We start from the raw sequence: 19,719 nt of genomic DNA on the forward strand, positions 1-19,719 counted from the left end.
GGGAACATGACATGAGAAAATATCTGATATCGACCGTGGCGGCATCGGCGCTTGCGCTGGTGCTTGGCATGACGAGCGTACGCGCCGAAGACGCCGTCGATCCGAATGCCAAGCAGGGCGGCGCGATCACCATTACCTACAAGGACGACGTCGCTACGCTCGATCCGGCCATCGGCTATGACTGGCAGAACTGGTCGATGATCAAGAGCCTGTTCGACGGGCTGATGGACTACGAGCCGGGCACCACCAACCTGCGGCCCGACCTTGCCGAGAGCTACGAGATTGCGCCCGACGGCAAGACCTTCACCTTCAAGCTGCGCCAAGGAGTGAAGTTCCACAATGGCCGTGAGATGACCGCCGACGACGTGAAATATTCGCTCGACCGGGTCACCAATCCAAAGACACAGAGCCCTGGTGCCGGCTTCTTCGGGTCGATCAAAGGCTATGACGATGTCGCTGCCGGCAAGGCGGAAAGCCTGGCCGGCATAACCGTCGTCGATCCCTACACGATCAAGTTCGAGCTGACCCGGCCCGACGCCACCTTCCTGCATGTCATGGCGATCAACTTCTCGCATGTCGTGCCGAAGGAAGAGGTCGAGAAATACGGCGCGGACTTCGGCAAACATCCGGTCGGCACCGGCGCCTTCAAGCTCGCGGAATGGACGCTCGGCCAGCGCGTGGTCTTCGAGCGTAACCCGGATTACTGGCACAAGGGCCTGCCGCATCTCGACAAGATCACCTTTGAGATCGGTCAGGAGCCGATCGTGGCGCTGCTGCGGCTCCAGAAAGGCGAGATCGACGTTCCCGGCGACGGCATTCCGCCGGCGAAATTCCAGGAGGTGATGGCCGATCCCGAGCAGAAGGCCCGTGTCGTCGAGGGCGGCCAGTTGCACACCGGCTATATCACCATGAATACCACCATGGCGCCGTTCGACAATGTGAAGGTGCGGCAGGCGGTCAACATGGCGATCAACAAGGACCGCATCGTCCAACTGATCAACAACCGTGCGGTGCCGGCCAATCAGCCATTGCCGCCGTCGATGCCTGGCTACGACAAAGAATTCAAGGGCTATTCCTATGACGTAGCCAAGGCCAAGGCCTTGCTTGCCGAGGCGGGGCATCCCGGTGGTTTTGACACGCAGCTGTTTGCCATGAATACCGATCCCAACCCGCGTATCGCGCAGGCCATCCAGCAGGATCTGGCGGCGGTCGGCATTAAGGCCAGCATCCAGTCGCTCGCCCAGGCCAACGTCATCGCCGCCGGCGGCGACAAGGCCGGTGCGCCGATGATCTGGTCCGGCGGCATGGCCTGGATCGCCGACTTCCCCGATCCGTCGAACTTCTACGGCCCGATCCTTGGCTGCGCTGGTGCCGTCCCGGGCGGCTGGAACTGGTCGTGGTATTGCAACAAGGAGCTCGACGCCAAGGCGGCCGAAGCCGACTCCATCGTCGACCCGGCCAAGGCTGGCGAACGCGCCAAGATGTGGAGCGAGATCTACGGCAAGATCATGGAAGACGCGCCCTGGGCACCGGTGTTCAACGAGCAGCGTTTCACCATGAAATCAACCCGCATGGGTGGCGCGGACAACCTCTATGTCGACCCGGTCCACATCCCGATCAACTACGACAATGTGTATGTGACCGATGTGCAATAACTGCGACTACACCATCCACGGGCGCCACCATCATTTCGGCTGGGACAATTCCTTTGTCCCGGCCGAACGGGTGGCGCCAGGGTCGACGATCGAGTTCCAGTGCCTGGACTCGTCCGGCGGGCAGCTGACGATGGAGAGCACCGTTGACGACGTTGCTTTGCTCGATTTTGCCAAGGTGAACCCGGTCACTGGGCCAATCTATGTCGACGGGGCAGAGCCGGGCGATGCCCTGAAAATCACCATCGAGGCGTTCAAGCCGTCCGGCTTCGGTTGGACAGCGAATATCCCGGGATTCGGTCTGTTGGCGGATGACTTCACTCAACCGGCACTGAATATCTGGAAGTACGACGCCGCCTCGCTCGAACCCGCGCTGTTCGGCAAGAGCGGCCGGGTGCCGCTCAAGCCCTTCGCCGGCACCATCGGCAATGCCCCGGCTGAGCCGGGTCTGCATTCGGTGGTCCCGCCGCGGCGCGTGGGCGGCAATATGGACATCCGTGATCTCGCTGCCGGCACGGTGCTCTACCTGCCCGTAGAGGTCGCGGGAGCGTTGTTCTCGGTCGGTGACACGCACGCCGCGCAAGGCGACGGCGAGGTCTGCGGCACGGCGATCGAGAGCCCCATGGACGCCGTGCTGACGCTCGATCTGGTCAAGGATGCCCGGCTGCGGACGCCGCGTTTCACGACGCCCGGTCCGGTGTCGCGACATCTCGACGCCAAGGGCTATGAGGTGACAACCGGTATCGGGCCGGATCTGATGGACGGCGCCAGGAGCGCCGTCTCGCAGATGATCGACCTGCTCTCCGGCCGCTACCGCATGGATCCGGTAGACGCCTATATGCTCGTGTCGGTTTGCGGCGACCTGCGCATCAGCGAGATCGTCGACATGCCCAACTGGGTGGTTTCTTTCTACTTCCCCCGCTGCGTCTTTGAATGAAGGTGGAGGACATCAAACGATCCGGGCAGGGCGCCGCGGAGAGTGGCTCTGTCAGGCCGGTACTCAGCGTCTCAGGTCTGAGCGTCGCCGTGCGCGGCGACGAGGGCGACCGCGACGTCGTTTCCGACCTGACATTCGACCTGATGCGCGGCGAAACGCTTTGCATCGCCGGCGAGTCCGGTTCCGGCAAGTCGATGACGGCGCTGGCCATCATGGGCTTGCTGCCGCAGCCGGCGGCACGCATCAGATCAGGCTCCATCCGGCTCGGCGATCAGGATCTCGCGGCTCTTAGCGAGAGTGGTATGCGCCGCATCCGCGGCGACCGCATTGCCATGATCTTTCAGGAACCGATGACATCGCTCAATCCGGTTCTTTCCATCGGCCGGCAGCTCACGGAGGCGATCGAGGCACACGCCTCGCTGTCGCGCTCCAACTCGCGGCTGAGGGCGCTCGAGGCGCTGAAGGCAGTCCGAATTCCGGATGCCGAACGGCGGCTCGAGCACTATCCGCACGAACTCTCAGGCGGCATGCGCCAGCGTGTGATGATTGCCATGGCTCTGGCCCTGAACCCGGATGTGCTGATCGCCGATGAACCGACGACCGCCCTCGACGTCACCGTTCAGGGCGAGGTGCTGGAGTTGCTGCGTGACCTGCAGCGCGAGCACGGCACCAGCGTTATCCTGATCACGCACGACATGGGTGTCGTCGCCGAGATGGCGGACCGCGTTATCATCATGCGCGATGGCCGGATGGTCGAGCAGGGCAGCGCGACCGACATCTTCACCCGCCCGCAGGCAGATTATACGCGCGAGCTTCTGGCCGCCGTGCCACGCATCGGCGGTGGACGGCCGGCCGAAGACCGACAAGACGCCGCCCACATGCCGGCCGAGCTTGTATCCGTCAGCGATCTTCACGTCCGCTTCGACCTGCGCGGCGGCTTCTTCGGTCGCGTTGACCGCAGGGTGCACGCGGTCGAGGGCGTCAGTTTCTCGATCGCGCCGCACGAAACGCTGTCGCTGGTCGGCGAATCGGGCTGCGGCAAGTCGACGACGGCCAAGGCGATCGCCGGGCTGGTGCCCTACACCGGCAGCATTTCAATCGGCAGCCACGACTTGTCGGCGCTCAGCCGCAAGGAGCGCAAGGCTGTACGCCGCAATGTGCAGATGATCTTTCAGGATCCCTTCGCGTCCCTCGACCCGCGCATGCGAGTAGGCGATCTCGTCGCCGAGCCTCTGCTGATCCACGGCCTCGGCGACAAAGAGCAACGGCACGCCCAGATCGCCGCACTGTTCGAACGCGTCGGCCTCTCCGCTGACCAGATGGAGCGCTATCCCCACGAATTCTCCGGCGGGCAGCGCCAGCGAATCTGCGTTGCACGGGCGCTGGCGCTGCGACCAAAGCTGATCATTGCCGACGAGAGCGTCTCTGCTCTCGATGTGTCGGTGCAGGCGCGCGTGTTAAGATTGCTGAAGGAACTGCAGCGCGAATTCGGCGTCGCATATCTCTTCATCTCGCACGACATGGCGGTGGTAGAGAACATCTCCGATCGCGTGGCGGTAATGTATCTGGGGCAGATCGTCGAGATGGGCACCCGCGACCAGATCTTCTCCAACCCGCGCCATCCTTACACAAAGCGGCTGATCGAAGCCGTTCCGGTTCCCGATCCAGGCCGGCGCCGCGCCCGGTTCGCCCGTTTGGACAGCGAAATTCCAAGCGCTGTGCGGCGCATCGGTGACGAGCCCCGGAAACTCAAGCTTGAAGATGTTGGCGACGGCCACCTCGTCGCCACTTGATCAGCTTAGGCCGCCTCGTCCAGCCAATCCGCAGACGCTCGGGGACAGCAGCATATGTGATGCTCGGGCGGCAGGATGTGATCGGTGATGGCGCTGCCGCGGCAGCGCCAATCGGCGATGCCGAGTTGGCAAGATCGCCAGTTTACATCTGACATGTTAGCGTGCTAACGCTACGTGCACATTGATTTCAACGGAGATCGCATTGGCTTCCCGCTTTGGTCTTTCGGTTGCCTTAGCCACACCCTTCGACCCGTCGGGGCAGATAGCGCTCGCGCCGATGATCGCGCACGCCCGAGCCTGCCTTGGCGCCGGCTGCAGCAGCGCGACGCTGTTCGGCACCACCGGGGAAGGAGCCTCGGTGGGCACCGACGAGCGGCGGATCGTCACCGAAGCCATGTTGGCGGCCGGTATACCGGCACATCAGCTCGTCGCCGGCGTGCTGGTCGATGCAATCGAAGATGCCGCCGATCAGGCTCGGCACGCTTTGCAGCGCGGCGTTCGCAACATTCTGCTCGCTCCGCCGAGCTACTTCAAGAATGTCGGCGAGAACGGGCTGTTCGGATGGTTTTCCGCCGTCTTCGCCGCACTCGGCCCGCTGGCGCGTGATGTGCTCCTCTATAACATCCCCTCTGTCACCATGGTGCCGCTCCCGCTTGGGCTGATCGGCCGGTTGCGCGCCGCCTTTCCCGCTGTGGTGGCCGGGGTGAAGGATTCCGGCGGGGACTGGAGCTACAGTGAGGCGCTGCTTGAAGCGCATGGCGATCTGGTGATCCTGATCGGCGACGAACGGCATCTGGCGAGAAGCGTGCGCCGCGGCGGACAGGGTGCGATTTCCGGCATGGCTAATTTTGTTACCGGCGAAATCCTCGCAATGGTCGAAGACGGCCGCGACGACCCACGCGTCGAGGACTTCGTGCTCGAATTGCTCAAATACCCGGTCACACCGGCGGTGAAGGTCATGGTCGCGCGCACGACCGGCGACGAGCGCTGGCTGGCGGTCCGCCCGCCCCTGGAGGCGATCGGCCCACAAGGACGGCGGCAGCTTGCCGCGGCCTACGACAGGCTGTTTGCGACAGAGGCGGCCTGACCGACAAGGCCGGGCTGGCCGACAAGGAAGCGAGCTGAAGTGGAAGACGGCAGCGAACCGATCACTCTCCGGGAGAAAGCCTATGCCAGCTTCACGCGGCATTTGCTGGCCCGTGATCTGCGGCCGGGGCAGTTCGTGTCACAGCGCGAACTGGTCGCTTTCACCGGGCTGCCGCTGGGCGCTATTCGCGAGATCGTCCCGCGTCTCGAGGCCGAGGGATTGCTGACCACCATCCCGCAGCGCGGCATGCAAATCGCGCACATCGACATCAATCTGATCCGCGAGGCCTTTCAGTTTCGGCTATTCATGGAACGCGAGGCGGTGGCGCTATTCACGGCCAGCGCTTCAGATGCCGAACTTGCCCGCATGCGGCGCGAACACGAGGAGATGCTGGCTCAAGCTCTGGGGCAGGCGCCGACGCCGGAAATGGAAGCCAAGGCCCAGACCATCGACTGGGCCATGCACGATACCTTTATCAATGCGCTGGGCAACGAGATCATCGCCAAGGCCTATCTGGTCAACTCGGTGAAAATCCGGCTGATCCACCAGGAGCGTTTCCGCATCGACGGTCGCGTGGTGCCGGTGATGCGCGAACATTTGGCGGTCATCGAAGCCATGGAGAGCCGCAATTCGCAAAAGGCGGTTGAAGCGATCAGTCTGCATATCGACAATGCGCGCCGGCTGGCGCTCCAGATCTGAGGAAATATAGCCGCGCCGCGGTTCGCGGCGCATCCACAACGACAGCAACCGGGAGGAAGAAATGTCGTCCAATCTGTTCAACCCAACCAGGAGGCAACTCCTTGCCGGAACCGCGGCGCTCACCGCCGCCGGCCTTGTGGGGCTCCGCCCTAGCTTTGCCGCAGGCGTCGACTGGAAACGCTTTGCCGGGACGACGCTTGACGTCAATCTGGTGAAAAGCCCGCGCAGCGACACCATCCTGAAATATCTCGCCGAGTTCGAGGAACTGACCGGCATCAAGGTCAATGCCGAGGCCACGCCCGAGCAGCAGCAGCGCCAGAAGACGGTGATCGAATTGAGCTCGGGCAAGCCCAGCTTCGACGTCGTGCATCTGAGCTACCACGTGCAAAAGCGCCAGTTCGAGAAAGGTGGCTGGCTGGCTGACATCGCCGGCTACCTCGCCGACCCGTCGCTCACCGACCCGGGGTTGGTCGAAAGCGACTTCGCCGAGGCCGGCATGCTGTTTGCCAAGGACGGCCAGGGCGTGCTGCGCTCGCTACCCTTCTCGGTGGACTACTGGATACTCTATTGGAACAAGGAGCTGTTCGAGGCCAAGGGCCTCAAATACCCCGAGACCTTCGAGCAACTGGTGGCCGCCGCCGAAGCGCTGACCGACCCGTCGACCAATACATACGGCTTCGTCGCCCGCGGGCTCAAGAACGCAAATACGCCGGTGTGGACATCGCTGATGCTCGGCTACGACATGACGCCGCTCGACGACAAGGGCAAGCTGCGCACCGAGGCTCCCGAGGCGATCGAGGCTGCCGCGCTCTATCAAAGATTGATGACCAAGTCCGCCCCTCCGGGCGTCACCGGGTTCAATTGGGCCGAAGCACAGTCTGCCTTCCTGCAAGGCAAGATCGGCATGTGGCTCGACGGCGTGGGTTTTGCCCCGCCGATGGAAAACCCGGAAAAATCGAGGGTGGTCGGCAAGGTCGGCTACGGCGTCATGCCCAAGGGTCCCAAGGCGCATGCCTCGGGCACCTTTGGCGACGGGATTGGCGTTACCGCCGCCAGCGAGAAGAAGGAGGCCGCCTATCTGTTCTGCCAGTGGGCGGTATCGCCAGCCATGGGCGCGAGGCTGTTGCAGGCCGGCGCCGGCGTTCCGTTCCGCAAATCCGTGCTGGAGGATCCCAAGGTGCGCGAAGGCGTCACTATGCCGGCAAGCTGGCTTGATGCCGTGATCGGCTCAGGCAATATCAGCCGGCTGGCGCTGCCGGTCATCATTCCCGTCACCGAATTCCGCGACATCTATGGCGTGGCGCTGACCAACATGATTGCCGGCGCCGATCCCGCCGCCGAGCTGAAGAAGGCCACCGAGCAGTTCCAGCCGGTTCTCGACAGGAGCGAGCAGGGCTGATGTCGGCCACCACCCCAGAACAGACCGGGGTGACGATGCCGGTTATCGACGGGAGCCAGACGATCCGGCTGGCTCCCAACTACTGGCCTTTCGTTGTCCCCGCACTCGTCGTCGTTGGCGCCGTCATCGTTTTTCCTTGGGCTTTCACGCTGTGGATGAGCGTCAACCGCTGGACGCTCGGCCAGTCGCGGAGCTTTGCCGGGATGGAAAACTACCTCCGCCTGGCAAGCGACCCACGTTTCTGGGAATCCCTTGTTCATACGTTGACCTACACCTTCCTCTCGGTTGCAGCGCCGATGCTCCTGGGCACCGTGGCCGCCCTGATCTTCGACGCCAGGTTTCCGCTGCGCGGTCTGCTGCGCGGCGTCTTCGTCATGCCGATGATGGCGACGCCCGTTGCTGTGGCACTGGTTTGGACCATGATGTTCCATCCTCAGCTCGGCGTACTCAACTACTTGCTGTCGCTGGTCGGCATCCCGGCTCAGGAATGGATATTCAATGCCAACACGGTCATCCCGTCGCTGGTTGCGGTCGAGACCTGGCAGTGGACGCCGCTGGTCATGCTGATTGTGCTGGGTGGGCTGGCTTCGGTGCCGCGCGAGCCCTTCGAAAGCGCCGAGATCGACGGCGCCAATGCCTGGCAGCAATTCCGCTATCTCACTTTGCCGATGATCGCACCGTTCCTGATGATCGCGGTCATCATCCGCACCATCGATGCGCTGAAGAGCTTCGACATCATCTACGCGATGACCCAGGGCGGGCCGGGCACGGCCTCGGAAACCATCAACATCTATCTCTACAACACCGCCTTCTCCTACTACGATATCGGCTACGGCTCGGCCATGGCCGTGGTGTTCTTCATTGTCATCGTGGCCCTGTCTTTTGTCCTCCTAATGCTGCGTCAACGCTCGCAGTGGATCGATACGGAGGGCAAATAGATGAGTTCGCGGCTGCTCAACCAGATCGGTCTGTTTTTCGCTGCCCTGGTTTTCGTCTCGCCGGCGATCCTGTTCTTCCTCTGGATGATCTCGCTGTCGCTGAAGTTCGAAATCGACAACGGTGCCTATCCGCCGATCCTGATCCCCGAACGTTTCGCCTGGTCGAACTATGTAAAGGTGTTCGAGGAGAACAATTTCCTGCTCTATCTCTGGAACTCGGTTCTGGTGACCGGCACGGCGACCTTGCTGGCGCTGCTGATCGGCGTACCGGCCGGCTATGGCATCGCACGGCTCAAGGCTGAACGGTCGGCGGTCGTCATCATGATCGCCCGCATGACGCCTGGGCTATCCTATCTCATCCCGCTGTTTCTGCTGTTCCAATGGATCGGGATCCTCGGCACGCTCTGGCCGCAGATCATCATCCATCTGGTGGTGACGGTGCCGATCGTGGTCTGGGTGATGATCGGCTATTTCGAGACCACGCCGATGGAACTGGAAGAGGCGGCCAACATCGACGGCGCCAACTCCTGGCAGGTTTTCCGGCTGGTTGCCCTGCCCATCGCCAAGCCGGGCATCGTCGTCGCCTTCATCCTGTCCGTGATCTTCTCGTGGAACAATTTCGTCTTCGGCGTGGTGCTCGCCAGCCGGGAGACGCGCACATTGCCGGTCGCCGTCTACAACATGCTGTCCTACGAGCAGGTCAGCTGGGGGCCGCTCGCCGCGGCGGCGCTGGTGGTGACGTTGCCGGTGCTGATCCTGACCATGTTCGCGCAAAGGCAGATCGTCGCGGGGTTGACCGCCGGCGCCGTCAAGGGCGGCTGAGGCGCGTCCGGACATCACTTTTTTTCCAGGAAAGATCCAATGGCATCGGTAACGATCAACAACGTGCAGAAGGCCTTCGGGGCCACCAAGATTATTCACGACGTCAGTGTCGATATCGCCGACGGCGAGTTCGTCATCCTGGTCGGCCCGTCGGGATGCGGAAAGTCGACGCTGCTGCGCATGATTGCCGGACTTGAAACGATCTCGGGCGGGAGGATCGCAATCGGCGAGCGCATGGTCAACAATCTGCGGGCGCGAGACCGGAACATCGCGATGGTGTTCCAGAACTATGCGCTCTATCCGCATATGACTGTGGCCGACAATATGGGCTTTGCCCTCAAGATCAAGAAAGCCGACCCGACCGATACCGCTGGGCGGGTCAGGAAGGCAGCCGGCATTCTTGGCCTCGAAAAGCTGCTCGACCGCTATCCGCGCCAGCTTTCCGGCGGCCAGCGCCAGCGCGTCGCCATGGGCCGCGCGATCGTACGCGACCCGCAGGTCTTCCTGTTCGACGAGCCGCTCTCCAACCTCGACGCCAAGTTGCGCGTCCAGATGCGCGGCGAGATCAAGGCCCTGCACCAGCGGCTGGGTACCACGACCATCTATGTCACGCACGACCAGATCGAGGCCATGACTATGGCCGACAAGATCGTCGTACTGCATGACGGCCTGGTCGAGCAGATCGGCGCGCCGCTGGACCTCTACGACCATCCGGCCAATCTCTTCGTTGCCGGTTTCATCGGCTCGCCCGCCATGAACTTCATTGCCGGCCGCATCGAGGAGGGCGTGTTCCGCAGCGCCGGCGGGTTGATCCTGCCGTTGCCGGAAGGCGCCCAGCCGGCGGATGCCGCAGGACGCGAACTCGTCTACGGCATCCGCCCCGAACATATCCGCGCAACTGCCGGGGGAATGCCAGGCACGGTCACGCTTCTGGAAGCCACAGGTTCGGAAATCTTCGCCAAGGTCGACTGCGCCGGCGAGGAAATTTCCTGCCTTTTCCGCGAACGGCTTCCGCTCAAGCAGGGCGCGCCGGTGCGGATCGAGATCGACCGCGCATGTGCGCATCTGTTCGACGCAGCAACCGGTCGGCGCATCTGACCCTATGGTCTGGTGAATGCGTGGTCGGCCTCAGGTCGGCAACGCGAATTCAACGGCAAGTTCGATGGCGCGGCCTTCGCGGGCCGATCTCTGGGCGGCGAGACCCATGACGACGGCCCACCAGCCGTCTTGCAAGGTCACTTCCACTTTGCCTTGTCCGCGCACCGCAGCGGTGAAGCGGACATGCTCGAAATAGGTCGAACCGTTATGGTCGCCTGCCTCGAGCAGCCGGGGGTCGACGGGAATCTCCAGCAGGCGTGGTCCAGGCAGATTGCGCGGGCTGACGATCAACTGGGGCACTGGCGCAGGGCCAAGGTGGGTCGGCCAGAAGCGACCGGGACCCGGCACCAGACATTCGATCTTTCCGTCGCCGCCGACAGCGCAGAGTTCGTCCTGGTAGCGGCTGCCCTCGGCGAACATGCAGAGTTCCAGCATGGCGCGCGCACCGCTCGCGAAATCAACCAGCACATAGCCATGGTCAAGGATATCCGGCCTCTCACCGCCGTAGCGTTCGTCGAGATGGTTTACGGCCTGTCCAGCGCTCGCCATCACGCGGACGGGGTCGGATCCGAGGATCAGCCGCATCAGGTCGAAGAAGTGGCAGCACTTCTCGACGAACGTGCCGCCGGTGTTGCGGTTGAAGCGGTTCCAGTCGCCGACCTTGGTCAGAAACGGGAAACGGTGCTCGCGGACCGTCAGCATGCGGATGCCGCCGGTGGCGTGGCGCGCCTGCTCGATGAATGCGGCGACGGGCGGCATATAGCGGTATTCCATGGCCACCCACACGAGCGGAAGCCGAGCTTTCAGCGCCGCGATCCGCCCCTCGCCAGCGGCGTCGGTGAAGAGCGGCTTTTCCACCAGCACCGGCAGTGGTCGAAGTGCGGCGATCTGCTCCATCTGACCGAGGTGCTGGTGGTTGGGGCTGGCAATCAAGACGCAGTCTACCTCGTCCATGGCCAGCAGTTTGGCGATCGATGCCGCCGATCGCGCGCCCGACGCCGTCGCCAGCGACGCCGCCAACATGCCGGGGTCCGGCTCGAAGATCGCGGCCACATGCGCGTCGGGCAACAGAGCGATGTTGCGGATGTGCTCGCGGCCCATCATGCCGCAGCCGATGATGCCGTAGCCGATCGATGATCTGGTCACGCTGCGACTTCCTCCGGCCTATCTGAAACGCGTGACGTAGCGCGCCGCGCCCGGATCGAACCAGCTGCGGGAATATTCCGCGCTGGCGCCGTCGCCAGCCCAGGCGATACGTTCAATGAAACCCACGACCGTCCCCGGCGATGGCCTGAACTCGAGCGGGGCCCAGTCCGGCGCAGGCGCGACGGCAACATGGTCTTCGGCGCGAACGATCGAAAAGCCGAGCGCGAGCCGGTAGTGGAGATAGAGGGATTCCGACAGGTCCTCGCGCTTGAGCCGCTCGGCGCGGCTGACGTCGAGCCAGATCTCCTCGACCGCGGCCGGCTCGCCGTCAAGCCGCCGCAGCCGGCGTATACGGTGGGCTTCGCCGGTGCTGCCGAATTGCGGCAGGTCGGCGGGCTTGGGCAGCCGCTCGACGGACAGCACGTCGGCGCTCGGCAGGCCGCCACCGCCGATGCGCTCCAGGCGAAAGAAGGCATAGATCCCGAGCAAGTCGCCGCGCGCTCGCACATAGTTACCCGAGCCCTGGATGCGATCGAGAAGGCCCTTTTCGGTCAAATCTGCCAGCGCGCGCCTGAGCGTGCCGACGGCAATCCCGAGGCTCGCGGCCATCTCGCGCTCGGGCGGCAGCCGCGCCCCGTCGGGCAGCCGTCCGGCCGCGATTTCGCGGATCAGCATTTCGCTGGTCTGCAAGTGCACAGGCAAGGGCCCGCGCATCTGGCTGGATCGGTGGCCTGGGTCCGCCCTTGTCAAATGCATCGGTGTTCCAATCGCATCTCGGTTTCGGGTTTGGCTCCAAAATTGATACAGTATTGATCTACACAGAAACGAATGCTACGCAAGCCCTATTCGCAGCTCCGGACGTCATTGAGTGGCCCGGACGTCTTTTCTGAAGAGTGGCAATGAGCATCGTCCCAATCACCTCGCCGGATCTCGATGCTGCCGAAGTCTCGTGGTTCGCCGCACTCTGCTCGGACGACTATCGATATCTCGGCGTGCCGGACGGCGCACTGCGCTCGGGCTGGGCGCATTGCTCCGAGATCGTGAAGACGTCCGAGGCACTCGGTTTCCGCAACATCTTGTGTCCGTCGTCCTATCAGGTCGGCCAGGACACGCTGAGCTTCGTTGCCGGCTGCGCGCCGATCACGTCGAAGATCAATCTGCTTGCCGCTGTGCGCTGCGGCGAGATGCAGCCGATCATGCTGGCGCGCACGATTGCGACGCTGGACCACATGCTGGAAGGCCGGCTGACGGTGAACGTCATTTCGTCGGACTTTCCGGGCGAGACAGCCGACAGCGCCTACCGCTATCAGCGTTCCCGCGAGGTGGTGCAGATCCTGCGCCAGGCCTGGACCAGGGACAGCATCGATTTCGAGGGCGAGGTCTATCGCTACAAAGGGCTCTCGACGGCGCCGGCGAAGCCCTATCAGCAGAATGGCGGCCCGCTGCTCTATTTCGGCGGTTATTCGCCCGACGCGCTCGAGCTTTGCGCCGAACAGTGCGACGTCTACCTGATGTGGCCGGAAACCAAGGAGGAGCTTGCCGGCCGCATGAGAGCAGTCCACGAGCGCGCCGAGCGTCATGGGCGGACGCTCGACTACGGCCTGCGCGTCCACATGATCGTGCGCGATACCGAGGCAGAGGCAAAGGAATATGCCCGGGAGCTGGTTTCGAGGCTGGACGACGAGCAGGGCAGGGCGATCCGCGAGCGCGCGCTCGACGCCCGATCGCTCGGCGTATCGCACCAGGCCAGGAACCGCCAGATCGCCGATGCCGAAGGCTATGTCGAGCCGCATCTGTGGACGGGGGTCGGGCGGGCGCGCTCTGGCTGCGGCGCGGCGCTGGTGGGCTCGACCGATCAGGTTCTGTCGGAAATCGAGGCGTATATGAAGATGGGGATCCGCGCCTTCATCTTTTCCGGCTACCCCCATCTCGACGAGGCGCGTCATTTCGGCACCAAGGTCCTGCCCCAGCTCAAGACATGCTCGCTCCCGCACGCCTATGGCCGGGTGCCCGAACGGATCCCGGCGACACCACTGGGAACGGGGGAGCGCCGCTGATGGAGCATGTCGTGTGCGATCCAGGCCTTTTGCGCAATGCCTTCGGGCGTTTCGCCACCGGCGTCACGGTCGTCACCACCGGCACGGCCGACGGCCCGGTCGCAATCACCGCCAACAGCTTCTCATCCGTGTCGCTCGACCCGCCGCTGGTGCTCTGGTCTATCGGCCGCCACTCGCGCCGGTTCGAAGCCTTCGCCAATTCCGCGCACTACGCCATTCACGTGCTGGCGGAAGATCAAATCGATCTGTGCTGGCGTTTTTCGAAGTCGGGGACGGACTTTGCCGATCTTGACCTGTCATGGAGCGAGCACGGCGTGCCATTGCTGCCGCGCGCGCTGGCGCGGTTCGAATGCAGCGTCGCCGACCGCTTTCCGGCTGGCGACCATATGATCCTGCTTGGACGTGTCCTTGAACTGGAGACGCAAGAGGGGTTGCCGTTGCTCTTTGCTGGCGGCAAGTCGCGCGCTCAAGAGGCCAGTTGATGACCGCCGGCGCCGCTCCGGGCTGGTGCCGTCGACTGGCGCACCACGAGATTGCAGGCAAGTTCGACGCGACGCGGCGGCGACCCCGAATGGGCCATGTCGTCGAGCAACAGGCTAAGCGCCGCCGATCCGATCTCGCGCATGGGAATGTGCATCGCCGTCAGCGGCGGATTGCAGAAGGCAGCGAGCGGCAAGTCGTCCATACCGACCACGGACACATCGCCAGGCACCGAATATCCGGCCTCCTGGACGCCGGCGATGGCACCAAACGCCAGGCTGTCGCCGGCCGTCAGCACGGCGGTGAAATCGAGGCCGCGGGCCGCGATGCGCTCGGTCACGGCCCTGCTCGCAAGTTCCGGCAGCCAGTCCTGCACCTCGACCACGAAGTCGTCGAAGCCGACAATGCCGGCCGTGATCAGCGCGTCGCGCCAACCTTCGTAGCGCCGCTCGATCGTGCGCCGCCCACGCCGCATCAGGAACAGGATGCGGCGGTGGCCGAGGCCGATCAGATGCTGCGCGGCAAGCATGGCGGCAGAGCGATTGCAGGGCGTCACGCTCGAATGGCGCATCGAGGGATCGTCGCCGTTGACGAGCACGATCGGCTTGGCGAATCCGGCTGTCAGCGTCAGCACATCGTCATCGTCCAGTGTCAGAAACAGGCAGCCGGCGACGGTGTCGTCGCGCTCGGATTCACGCAGCAGCGCGATTTCGTCCTCGGGCGCCGAAACCGGCCGGGTCACCAGTTCGACGCCCAGCAACCGGGCGCGCTCGTTGAGCCCATCAAGGACATGGTAGGTGAACTGATTGCGGGCACTGTCCACCATTGCCACGCTGCTTGCGGCCAGGATGACCTTGCGGCCGGCAACCGAGGCGGGAATGGCATAGTTCATCGACTTCGCCGTTTCGATGATCCTGGTGCGAAGCTCGTCCCTCACGCCGCCGACACCGCTCAGCGCACGGGAGGCGGTGCTGACCGACACGCCGCAACGCGCCGCGATCTCCTCAAGTCGAATGCGGCGGCTGGGGCGCCCGCGCTTGCCCTGGATATTCATCCGCTCCGTCATCTCCGCCAAGTCACCCGATTAATGCAAAAAATTTTCAGATTGCGCAAGAAAAATGGCTGTGAAACAGTTCCGATGAAGCGGGAGAAACGGGAGGAGTGATGCCGCTGTCGGCCGAACGCCTGAATTCCGTGCTTGCCAGCCTCGTGGCCGGCATGACCGGCTTGCGTCATGACGGGCGGTTCCATGAGCCGAATCTCGACGGCACGCCGGGCGACTATGTCAGCTTCGACAGCTGGGAATGGCCGCAGGGCGTCGGGCTCTACGGGCTGGTTCGGCTGTGGGCGCAGACCGGCGACGATCGGCTGCTGCAGACGATCGAGGCCTGGTACGACCGACGCATCGCTGCCGGTCTCCCTGCGATGAACGTCAACACCACGGCGCCTCTGCTGGCGCTAAGCGAATTGTGGCGGCGCCGGCGCCAGCCGCGCTTCGAGCCGGTCCTGCGCGAATGGGCCGAGCAGGTAGTCACCGCCTTGCCACGGACGCCCGAAGGCGGTTTCCAGCATGATGTTTCGGACCGGGTCAACGACGACGAATTGTGGGACGACACGCTGTTCATGGTGGCGCTGTTCCTCGCATCCTACGGCCAGGCTGCCGGTCAGCGTCGCTTCGTCGAGGAAGCAGAAAGGCAATTCCTGGTCCACGCCCGTTATCTCGCCGATCCGGCATCAGGGCTGTGGTTTCACGGCTGGACGTTCGCGGGACGGCACAATTTCGCCCGTGCGCGTTGGGCGAGAGGCAATGCCTGGATTACCGTCGGTATCCTCGAACTGGTGGAGTTCGCCGAAATTGCACCCTCGGTCCGGGCCTATCTGCTCGGCGTGCTGGAGACGCAGATCAACGCCCTGCTCGAGGTGCAGGCAGGTTCGGGCGCATGGCACACTCTGCTCGACGACCCGACGTCTTACGAGGAGATTTCCGCCACGGCCGGCTTCGGCTACGGGTTGATGAAGGCCGCGCGGCTCGGAATCGGCTCGACAGAGTGCCGTGCCGCCGGCCTCCGCGCCTTGGAAGCCGTGGTGGCCAACATCGATGACAAAGGTGTGGTGGCGAACGTGTCTTATGGCACACGCATGGGCGCCGACCTGCAGTTCTATCGCGATATACCCATCCATCCGACGGGCTACGGACAGGCGCTGGCCATTCTGTGCTTGACCGAAGGGACCCGGCATCTGCAGTCGAAGGTGGAGGCGGCATGATGCGGACGCTCTATGGCGTGTCGCCGGGCGATATTGCCGGCATGGACACGGACCGGCTGAGGGCCGAGTTCCTGGTCGACGGCTTGTTCCGGCCCGGCGCGATCGAATTCGTCTACACCCATGTCGACCGCATGATCGTCGGTGGCGCGGTGCCGCTGGCCAACCCGCTGACATTCGGCAACGGGGCCGAAGTCGGCACGCCGCTCTTCTTTGACGCGCGCGAGATGGGCATCGCCAATCTCGGCGGCAATGGCGCCGTCGCGGTGGACGGCAGGCGCTTTCCCGTGGCTAACCGCGACATCGTCTATATCGGACGCGGAGCGCGCGAGGTGACGCTGGAGAGCGACGATCCGGAGAGGCCGGCACGCTTCTATATGAACTCGGTGCCGGCCGGCGCCGCTATTGCGCACCGTCTCATCGTCAACAGCGAAGCCAAGCCGCTTGTGCTCGGCGAGGAGGCTCGCGCGAACAGGCGCACGCTGCGCATGTACATCCATCCCGAAGTGGCCCCGTCCTGCCTCTTGCTGATGGGGATCACCGACCTCGCGCCGGGCAGTGTGTGGAATACCATGCCGCCGCATCTGCATGAGCGGCGCATGGAAGCTTATTGCTACTTCGACCTCGCCGAGGCCGACCGTGTGGTCCATCTGATGGGCCGGCCTGACAAGACGCGCCACCTGATGGTTGCGGACGGTGACGTTGTCCTGTCGCCCGCCTGGTCTATCCATATGGGTGCCGGCACCGGCCCCTATGCTTTCGTCTGGGGCATGACCGGCGAGAACCAGGCCTACACCGATGTCGATCCAGTACCCGTGAAGGATTTGCGATGAGCGAGGCCGCGCAAAGCGTTCGGACGGACTTTACGCTGCGCCGGCCGCTCGTGGCGGGGCAGCCAATCGTCTATTGGCGGCTCGGGTCTATCGCCGAGCAACGCTACGACGTGGCCGACCAGCCCATGCAAGGCGAGATGGATCCCTTCTTCTTCCTTACCAAGCACAAGAATTTCATTCCCCATGAATATCCGTGCCGCACGCAGTTCGCAGCGGAACGACGCGGCAAGCGACCACAGGTCAGCGCCGAATTCGGCGCTGAGCGCATCTGGTTGCCCTTCGCCTCGCCACGCATCGACCTGTCGGGCTTCTGGTTCCGGCCGACGGTGCTTGGGACCTGGGCCGAGACCACCATCGAGGCGGCCTCGAGTGGCGAGGTGATGGTACGGCTGCGTACATGCGGCGGCGCCATACTCTTTGCCAATGGCGAGGAAGCCGGCTGGATGGCGCCCTACGGCCGCAATCTGGAAAGTGCCGAGCACTTCAAGATCGTGCTGAGGGTCGGCCGCAACGACATTCGCATATGGTTCGACGATCTCGCCGAGCGCGACGCCCGCTACTATTTCCAGCTCGATTATCTATCCGGTCCGGCTGCTTCGGTCGCACTGCCGATCGAAGTCGAGAGCGGCGTTGCCGATGCGATGGAAGCAGCCCTCGACGACATGCATTTCGACCGTCCCGCCTATGACGGCGGCGAGGTGGCGCTCGTCACCGGCGTGGCCCTGCCGCGCGACGCGCAAGTCGAGATCGAGATCGAAGGCGATTTCATGTCGATCGAGACGCCGGTGCGCTTCGCCTTCGATCTGCCAACGGGCCAGACGCGGCTGCCGATCGCCGATACCGAGCAGCTGCCGGCCGACTTTCGCCATTTCAAGGTGTCGCTGAGGGTCGCAGACCATGCCGTATCGCGTGTCTTCGGCGTCGAGATATGCCACGCGCACCGTCAGGGCGATGCGCCGGAAACGCTTACCGCGCGTATAGATGAGGCTTTGCGCGAGGTCGCCGATCACGCCGAGGCCGATACGGTGCGCGCGCTGGCGCGCCTGGCGATCGGGCAGCAGGGCGCCGAGACCGACGCCATGATCTCCGGCACGCTGCCGGCGATCGAGGATTGTCACGATTGCGCCGACTTCATCCTGGTGCCGCTGCTGTGGTGCCGCAAGGCCTATGGCGATCGGCTGGAAGTGAGCCTGCGCGCGCGCATCGACAACGCCATCCTCGGCTATCGCTACTGGATGGACGAGCCCGGCAATGATGTGCAGTGGTACTTCTCCGAGAACCACGCGCTGCTCTTCCACACCGCCGCCTATATTGCTGGGAGCCTGTTGCCTGATGTGCGGTTCGTGCGGTCGGGCCGCCTTGGCCGCGAACAGTCCGCGGTGGGAGCCGCGCGGGTACGCGCCTGGCTCGATCATTTCGAGGCATGGGAGATGGCCGAGTTCAACTCGGCGCCCTATTTTCCGATCGACCTCAAGGGCCTGTGCGCGCTCTGCGCGCTGGCCCCGGACAAGGACATCGCCGAACGTGCCGGCAACGCAGTCATACGCCTGCTTGAAATCGTCGCCCGCTCGGCGCATCGCGGCATCCTCACCGGGGCGCAGGGCCGCTCCTACGAGCACACGCTGCGCGCCGCGCGTTCCCTGGAATTGTCCGGCATCTGCCGCATGCTTTGGGGCAAGGGCAATTACGGCATGCGCTTTCACGCGCTGCCGCAGCTGGCATTGTGCCTGCGGGATCACGATTTGAGCGTTCCGGACGGGTTGGCAGCAATTGCTTCCCTCACCGACGATACGGCGTGGGAATGGACTTTCGCGCAGGGACAAGACCGCTTCGCGCGGCTCTACCACTACAAGACGCGCGGCCATGCGATGGGCAGCGCCGCTGGCTATCGCTGGAATCAATGGGGTTATCAGGAGACCGTCATTCACGCCCGGCTGGGCAAGAATCCGGATGCGCAGATCTGGATCAACCACCCCGGCGAAGTGCTGCAGTCGGGATATGGCAGACCATCATATTGGGGTGGCTCAGGCACGTTGCCCCGGCTTCACCAATACCGCGACCTCGCCATCGTCAGCTTCTCCTGCTCGGATGAACAGCCCGACTTCACGCACGCCTGGTTCCCCGCACGTGCCTTCGATGCCGTGCGAGTGGGTGGCGATCGGGCGTTCGCGCAATCCGGCGGCGCCTTCGTCATGCTGAAGACGGATGTTCCGCTCACGCAGGTAGAGGCCGGCCCGACGGCCGGCAACGAGTTGCGGGCGGCGGGACGCAGGACGACATGGATCGTTCGCCTCGGTGACAGGGATGCCAATCTGCCGGCGCTCGACGCCTGGGCGGGCGCCTTTGCCGGCCTGTCGGTGCGGTCGGGTCCCGACGGCGAGTTGATCGTCGAGGATCCGGAGTACGGCACGGTGCATTTCCTCGCCGACGCAAGGATCGTGGCCGAGGGACGTACACTCGATCCGGCCAACTGGACCGTGCGCGGTGAGGCGATGCGCATGAAGCACAGAGAGTAG

The 19,719-nt window shown here is 63.9% G+C and carries 17 protein-coding genes; 14 read left to right on the top strand and 3 right to left on the bottom strand.

What is annotated here, in order from left to right; genetic code table 11:
* Positions 1–11 precede the first annotated feature (11 nt).
* The 9 genes from NKH71_RS12025 to NKH71_RS12065 all read left to right on the top strand — a co-directional run bounded on the left by NKH71_RS12025 (position 12) and on the right by NKH71_RS12065 (position 10,425).
* Positions 12–1,655, top strand: coding sequence for an ABC transporter substrate-binding protein (locus NKH71_RS12025; RefSeq protein WP_352589034.1), 1,644 nt, complete (start codon positions 12–14; stop codon positions 1,653–1,655).
* Positions 1,645–2,589: an acetamidase/formamidase family protein gene (locus NKH71_RS12030; RefSeq protein WP_023716959.1), complete on the top strand. Its 945-nt coding sequence runs from the start codon at positions 1,645–1,647 to the stop codon at positions 2,587–2,589. Before NKH71_RS12025 ends, NKH71_RS12030 begins: the two co-directional genes overlap by 11 nt.
* Positions 2,586–4,382: an ABC transporter ATP-binding protein gene (locus NKH71_RS12035; RefSeq protein ID WP_352895036.1), complete on the top strand. Its 1,797-nt coding sequence runs from the start codon at positions 2,586–2,588 to the stop codon at positions 4,380–4,382. Before NKH71_RS12030 ends, NKH71_RS12035 begins: the two co-directional genes overlap by 4 nt.
* Positions 4,383–4,584: 202 nt before the next feature.
* Positions 4,585–5,469: a dihydrodipicolinate synthase family protein gene (locus NKH71_RS12040; protein ID WP_023716962.1), complete on the top strand. Its 885-nt coding sequence runs from the start codon at positions 4,585–4,587 to the stop codon at positions 5,467–5,469.
* Between the two features lie 39 nt (positions 5,470–5,508).
* Positions 5,509–6,168: a GntR family transcriptional regulator gene (locus tag NKH71_RS12045; protein ID WP_023716963.1), complete on the top strand. Its 660-nt coding sequence runs from the start codon at positions 5,509–5,511 to the stop codon at positions 6,166–6,168.
* A 61-nt stretch (positions 6,169–6,229) separates the two neighbouring features.
* The gene (locus NKH71_RS12050) at positions 6,230–7,567 is read left to right on the top strand and encodes an extracellular solute-binding protein (protein ID WP_023716964.1); all 1,338 of its coding nucleotides are present in this window, start codon (positions 6,230–6,232) and stop codon (positions 7,565–7,567) included.
* A gap of 35 nt (positions 7,568–7,602) precedes the next feature.
* Entirely contained in the window at positions 7,603–8,505 is a 903-nt protein-coding gene (locus tag NKH71_RS12055) for a carbohydrate ABC transporter permease (protein WP_352494401.1), read from the top strand.
* Positions 8,506–9,327, top strand: coding sequence for a carbohydrate ABC transporter permease (locus tag NKH71_RS12060; protein WP_352483688.1), 822 nt, complete (start codon positions 8,506–8,508; stop codon positions 9,325–9,327).
* Between the two features lie 39 nt (positions 9,328–9,366).
* Positions 9,367–10,425 carry an ABC transporter ATP-binding protein gene (locus tag NKH71_RS12065; RefSeq protein ID WP_352639150.1) on the top strand — a complete coding sequence of 353 codons (1,059 nt, stop codon included), beginning with the start codon at positions 9,367–9,369 and terminating at the stop codon, positions 10,423–10,425.
* A 30-nt stretch (positions 10,426–10,455) separates the two neighbouring features.
* Here the strand turns inward: NKH71_RS12065 and NKH71_RS12070 are convergent, their stop codons facing one another.
* Positions 10,456–11,529 (bottom strand): Gfo/Idh/MocA family protein, encoded by a 1,074-nt coding sequence (locus NKH71_RS12070; RefSeq protein WP_502898288.1) that lies wholly within the window; start codon positions 11,527–11,529, stop codon positions 10,456–10,458.
* Positions 11,530–11,589: 60 nt separating this feature from the next.
* A complete protein-coding gene (locus tag NKH71_RS12075; protein ID WP_352589045.1) occupies positions 11,590–12,246 on the bottom strand; it encodes a GntR family transcriptional regulator in 657 nt (218 codons plus the stop codon).
* A 224-nt stretch (positions 12,247–12,470) separates the two neighbouring features.
* On the opposite strand from NKH71_RS12075, the gene NKH71_RS12080 reads away from it, so the two are divergent.
* The gene (locus tag NKH71_RS12080; protein WP_023716968.1) at positions 12,471–13,628 is read left to right on the top strand and encodes an LLM class flavin-dependent oxidoreductase; all 1,158 of its coding nucleotides are present in this window, start codon (positions 12,471–12,473) and stop codon (positions 13,626–13,628) included.
* Positions 13,628–14,110, top strand: coding sequence for a flavin reductase family protein (locus NKH71_RS12085; protein ID WP_023716969.1), 483 nt, complete (start codon positions 13,628–13,630; stop codon positions 14,108–14,110). The genes NKH71_RS12080 and NKH71_RS12085 overlap by 1 nt, the downstream gene beginning before the upstream one ends.
* On the opposite strand, the gene NKH71_RS12090 is transcribed toward NKH71_RS12085, so the two are convergent.
* On the bottom strand, positions 14,095–15,162 hold the full coding sequence (locus tag NKH71_RS12090; protein ID WP_352494369.1) for a LacI family DNA-binding transcriptional regulator: 1,068 nt from the start codon (positions 15,160–15,162) through the stop codon (positions 14,095–14,097). The two genes, NKH71_RS12085 and NKH71_RS12090, sit on opposite strands and share 16 nt — an antisense overlap.
* 110 nt (positions 15,163–15,272) lie before the next feature.
* Here NKH71_RS12090 and bglB point away from each other — a divergent pair, with 110 nt between their 5' ends.
* The 3 genes from bglB to NKH71_RS12105 are packed head-to-tail and all read left to right on the top strand — an operon-like array spanning position 15,273 to position 19,719.
* Positions 15,273–16,373 (top strand): beta-galactosidase BglB, encoded by a 1,101-nt coding sequence (bglB, locus tag NKH71_RS12095; RefSeq protein ID WP_352494368.1) that lies wholly within the window; start codon positions 15,273–15,275, stop codon positions 16,371–16,373.
* The gene (gene kduI / locus NKH71_RS12100; protein ID WP_051409560.1) at positions 16,370–17,203 is read left to right on the top strand and encodes a 5-dehydro-4-deoxy-D-glucuronate isomerase; all 834 of its coding nucleotides are present in this window, start codon (positions 16,370–16,372) and stop codon (positions 17,201–17,203) included. The genes bglB and kduI overlap by 4 nt, the downstream gene beginning before the upstream one ends.
* On the top strand, positions 17,200–19,719 hold the full coding sequence (locus tag NKH71_RS12105) for a hypothetical protein (RefSeq protein ID WP_352589048.1): 2,520 nt from the start codon (positions 17,200–17,202) through the stop codon (positions 19,717–19,719). The genes kduI and NKH71_RS12105 overlap by 4 nt, the downstream gene beginning before the upstream one ends.

Origin of the sequence: Mesorhizobium sp. M0983 (assembly GCF_040318975.1) — a bacterium.
In the GTDB taxonomy this organism is placed as follows: domain Bacteria; phylum Pseudomonadota; class Alphaproteobacteria; order Rhizobiales; family Rhizobiaceae; genus Mesorhizobium.

What these genes read in the sequence shown, in the direction of transcription:
- NKH71_RS12065 (WP_352639150.1), top strand. Translation starts at nt 9,367, where the DNA reads ATGGCATCGGTAACGATCAACAACGTGCAGAAGGCCTTCGGGGCCACC.
- NKH71_RS12080 (WP_023716968.1), top strand. Translation starts at nt 12,471, where the DNA reads ATGAGCATCGTCCCAATCACCTCGCCGGATCTCGATGCTGCCGAAGTC.
- NKH71_RS12105 (WP_352589048.1), top strand. Translation starts at nt 17,200, where the DNA reads ATGAGCGAGGCCGCGCAAAGCGTTCGGACGGACTTTACGCTGCGCCGG.
- kduI (WP_051409560.1), top strand. Translation starts at nt 16,370, where the DNA reads ATGATGCGGACGCTCTATGGCGTGTCGCCGGGCGATATTGCCGGCATG.
- NKH71_RS12055 (WP_352494401.1), top strand. Translation starts at nt 7,603, where the DNA reads ATGCCGGTTATCGACGGGAGCCAGACGATCCGGCTGGCTCCCAACTAC.
- NKH71_RS12035 (WP_352895036.1), top strand. Translation starts at nt 2,586, where the DNA reads ATGAAGGTGGAGGACATCAAACGATCCGGGCAGGGCGCCGCGGAGAGT.
- NKH71_RS12030 (WP_023716959.1), top strand. Translation starts at nt 1,645, where the DNA reads ATGTGCAATAACTGCGACTACACCATCCACGGGCGCCACCATCATTTC.
- NKH71_RS12060 (WP_352483688.1), top strand. Translation starts at nt 8,506, where the DNA reads ATGAGTTCGCGGCTGCTCAACCAGATCGGTCTGTTTTTCGCTGCCCTG.
- NKH71_RS12025 (WP_352589034.1), top strand. Translation starts at nt 12, where the DNA reads ATGAGAAAATATCTGATATCGACCGTGGCGGCATCGGCGCTTGCGCTG.
- NKH71_RS12070 (WP_502898288.1), bottom strand. Translation starts at nt 11,529, where the DNA reads ATGATGGGCCGCGAGCACATCCGCAACATCGCTCTGTTGCCCGACGCG.
- bglB (WP_352494368.1), top strand. Translation starts at nt 15,273, where the DNA reads ATGCCGCTGTCGGCCGAACGCCTGAATTCCGTGCTTGCCAGCCTCGTG.
- NKH71_RS12085 (WP_023716969.1), top strand. Translation starts at nt 13,628, where the DNA reads ATGGAGCATGTCGTGTGCGATCCAGGCCTTTTGCGCAATGCCTTCGGG.
- NKH71_RS12090 (WP_352494369.1), bottom strand. Translation starts at nt 15,162, where the DNA reads ATGAATATCCAGGGCAAGCGCGGGCGCCCCAGCCGCCGCATTCGACTT.
- NKH71_RS12075 (WP_352589045.1), bottom strand. Translation starts at nt 12,246, where the DNA reads ATGCTGATCCGCGAAATCGCGGCCGGACGGCTGCCCGACGGGGCGCGG.
- NKH71_RS12050 (WP_023716964.1), top strand. Translation starts at nt 6,230, where the DNA reads ATGTCGTCCAATCTGTTCAACCCAACCAGGAGGCAACTCCTTGCCGGA.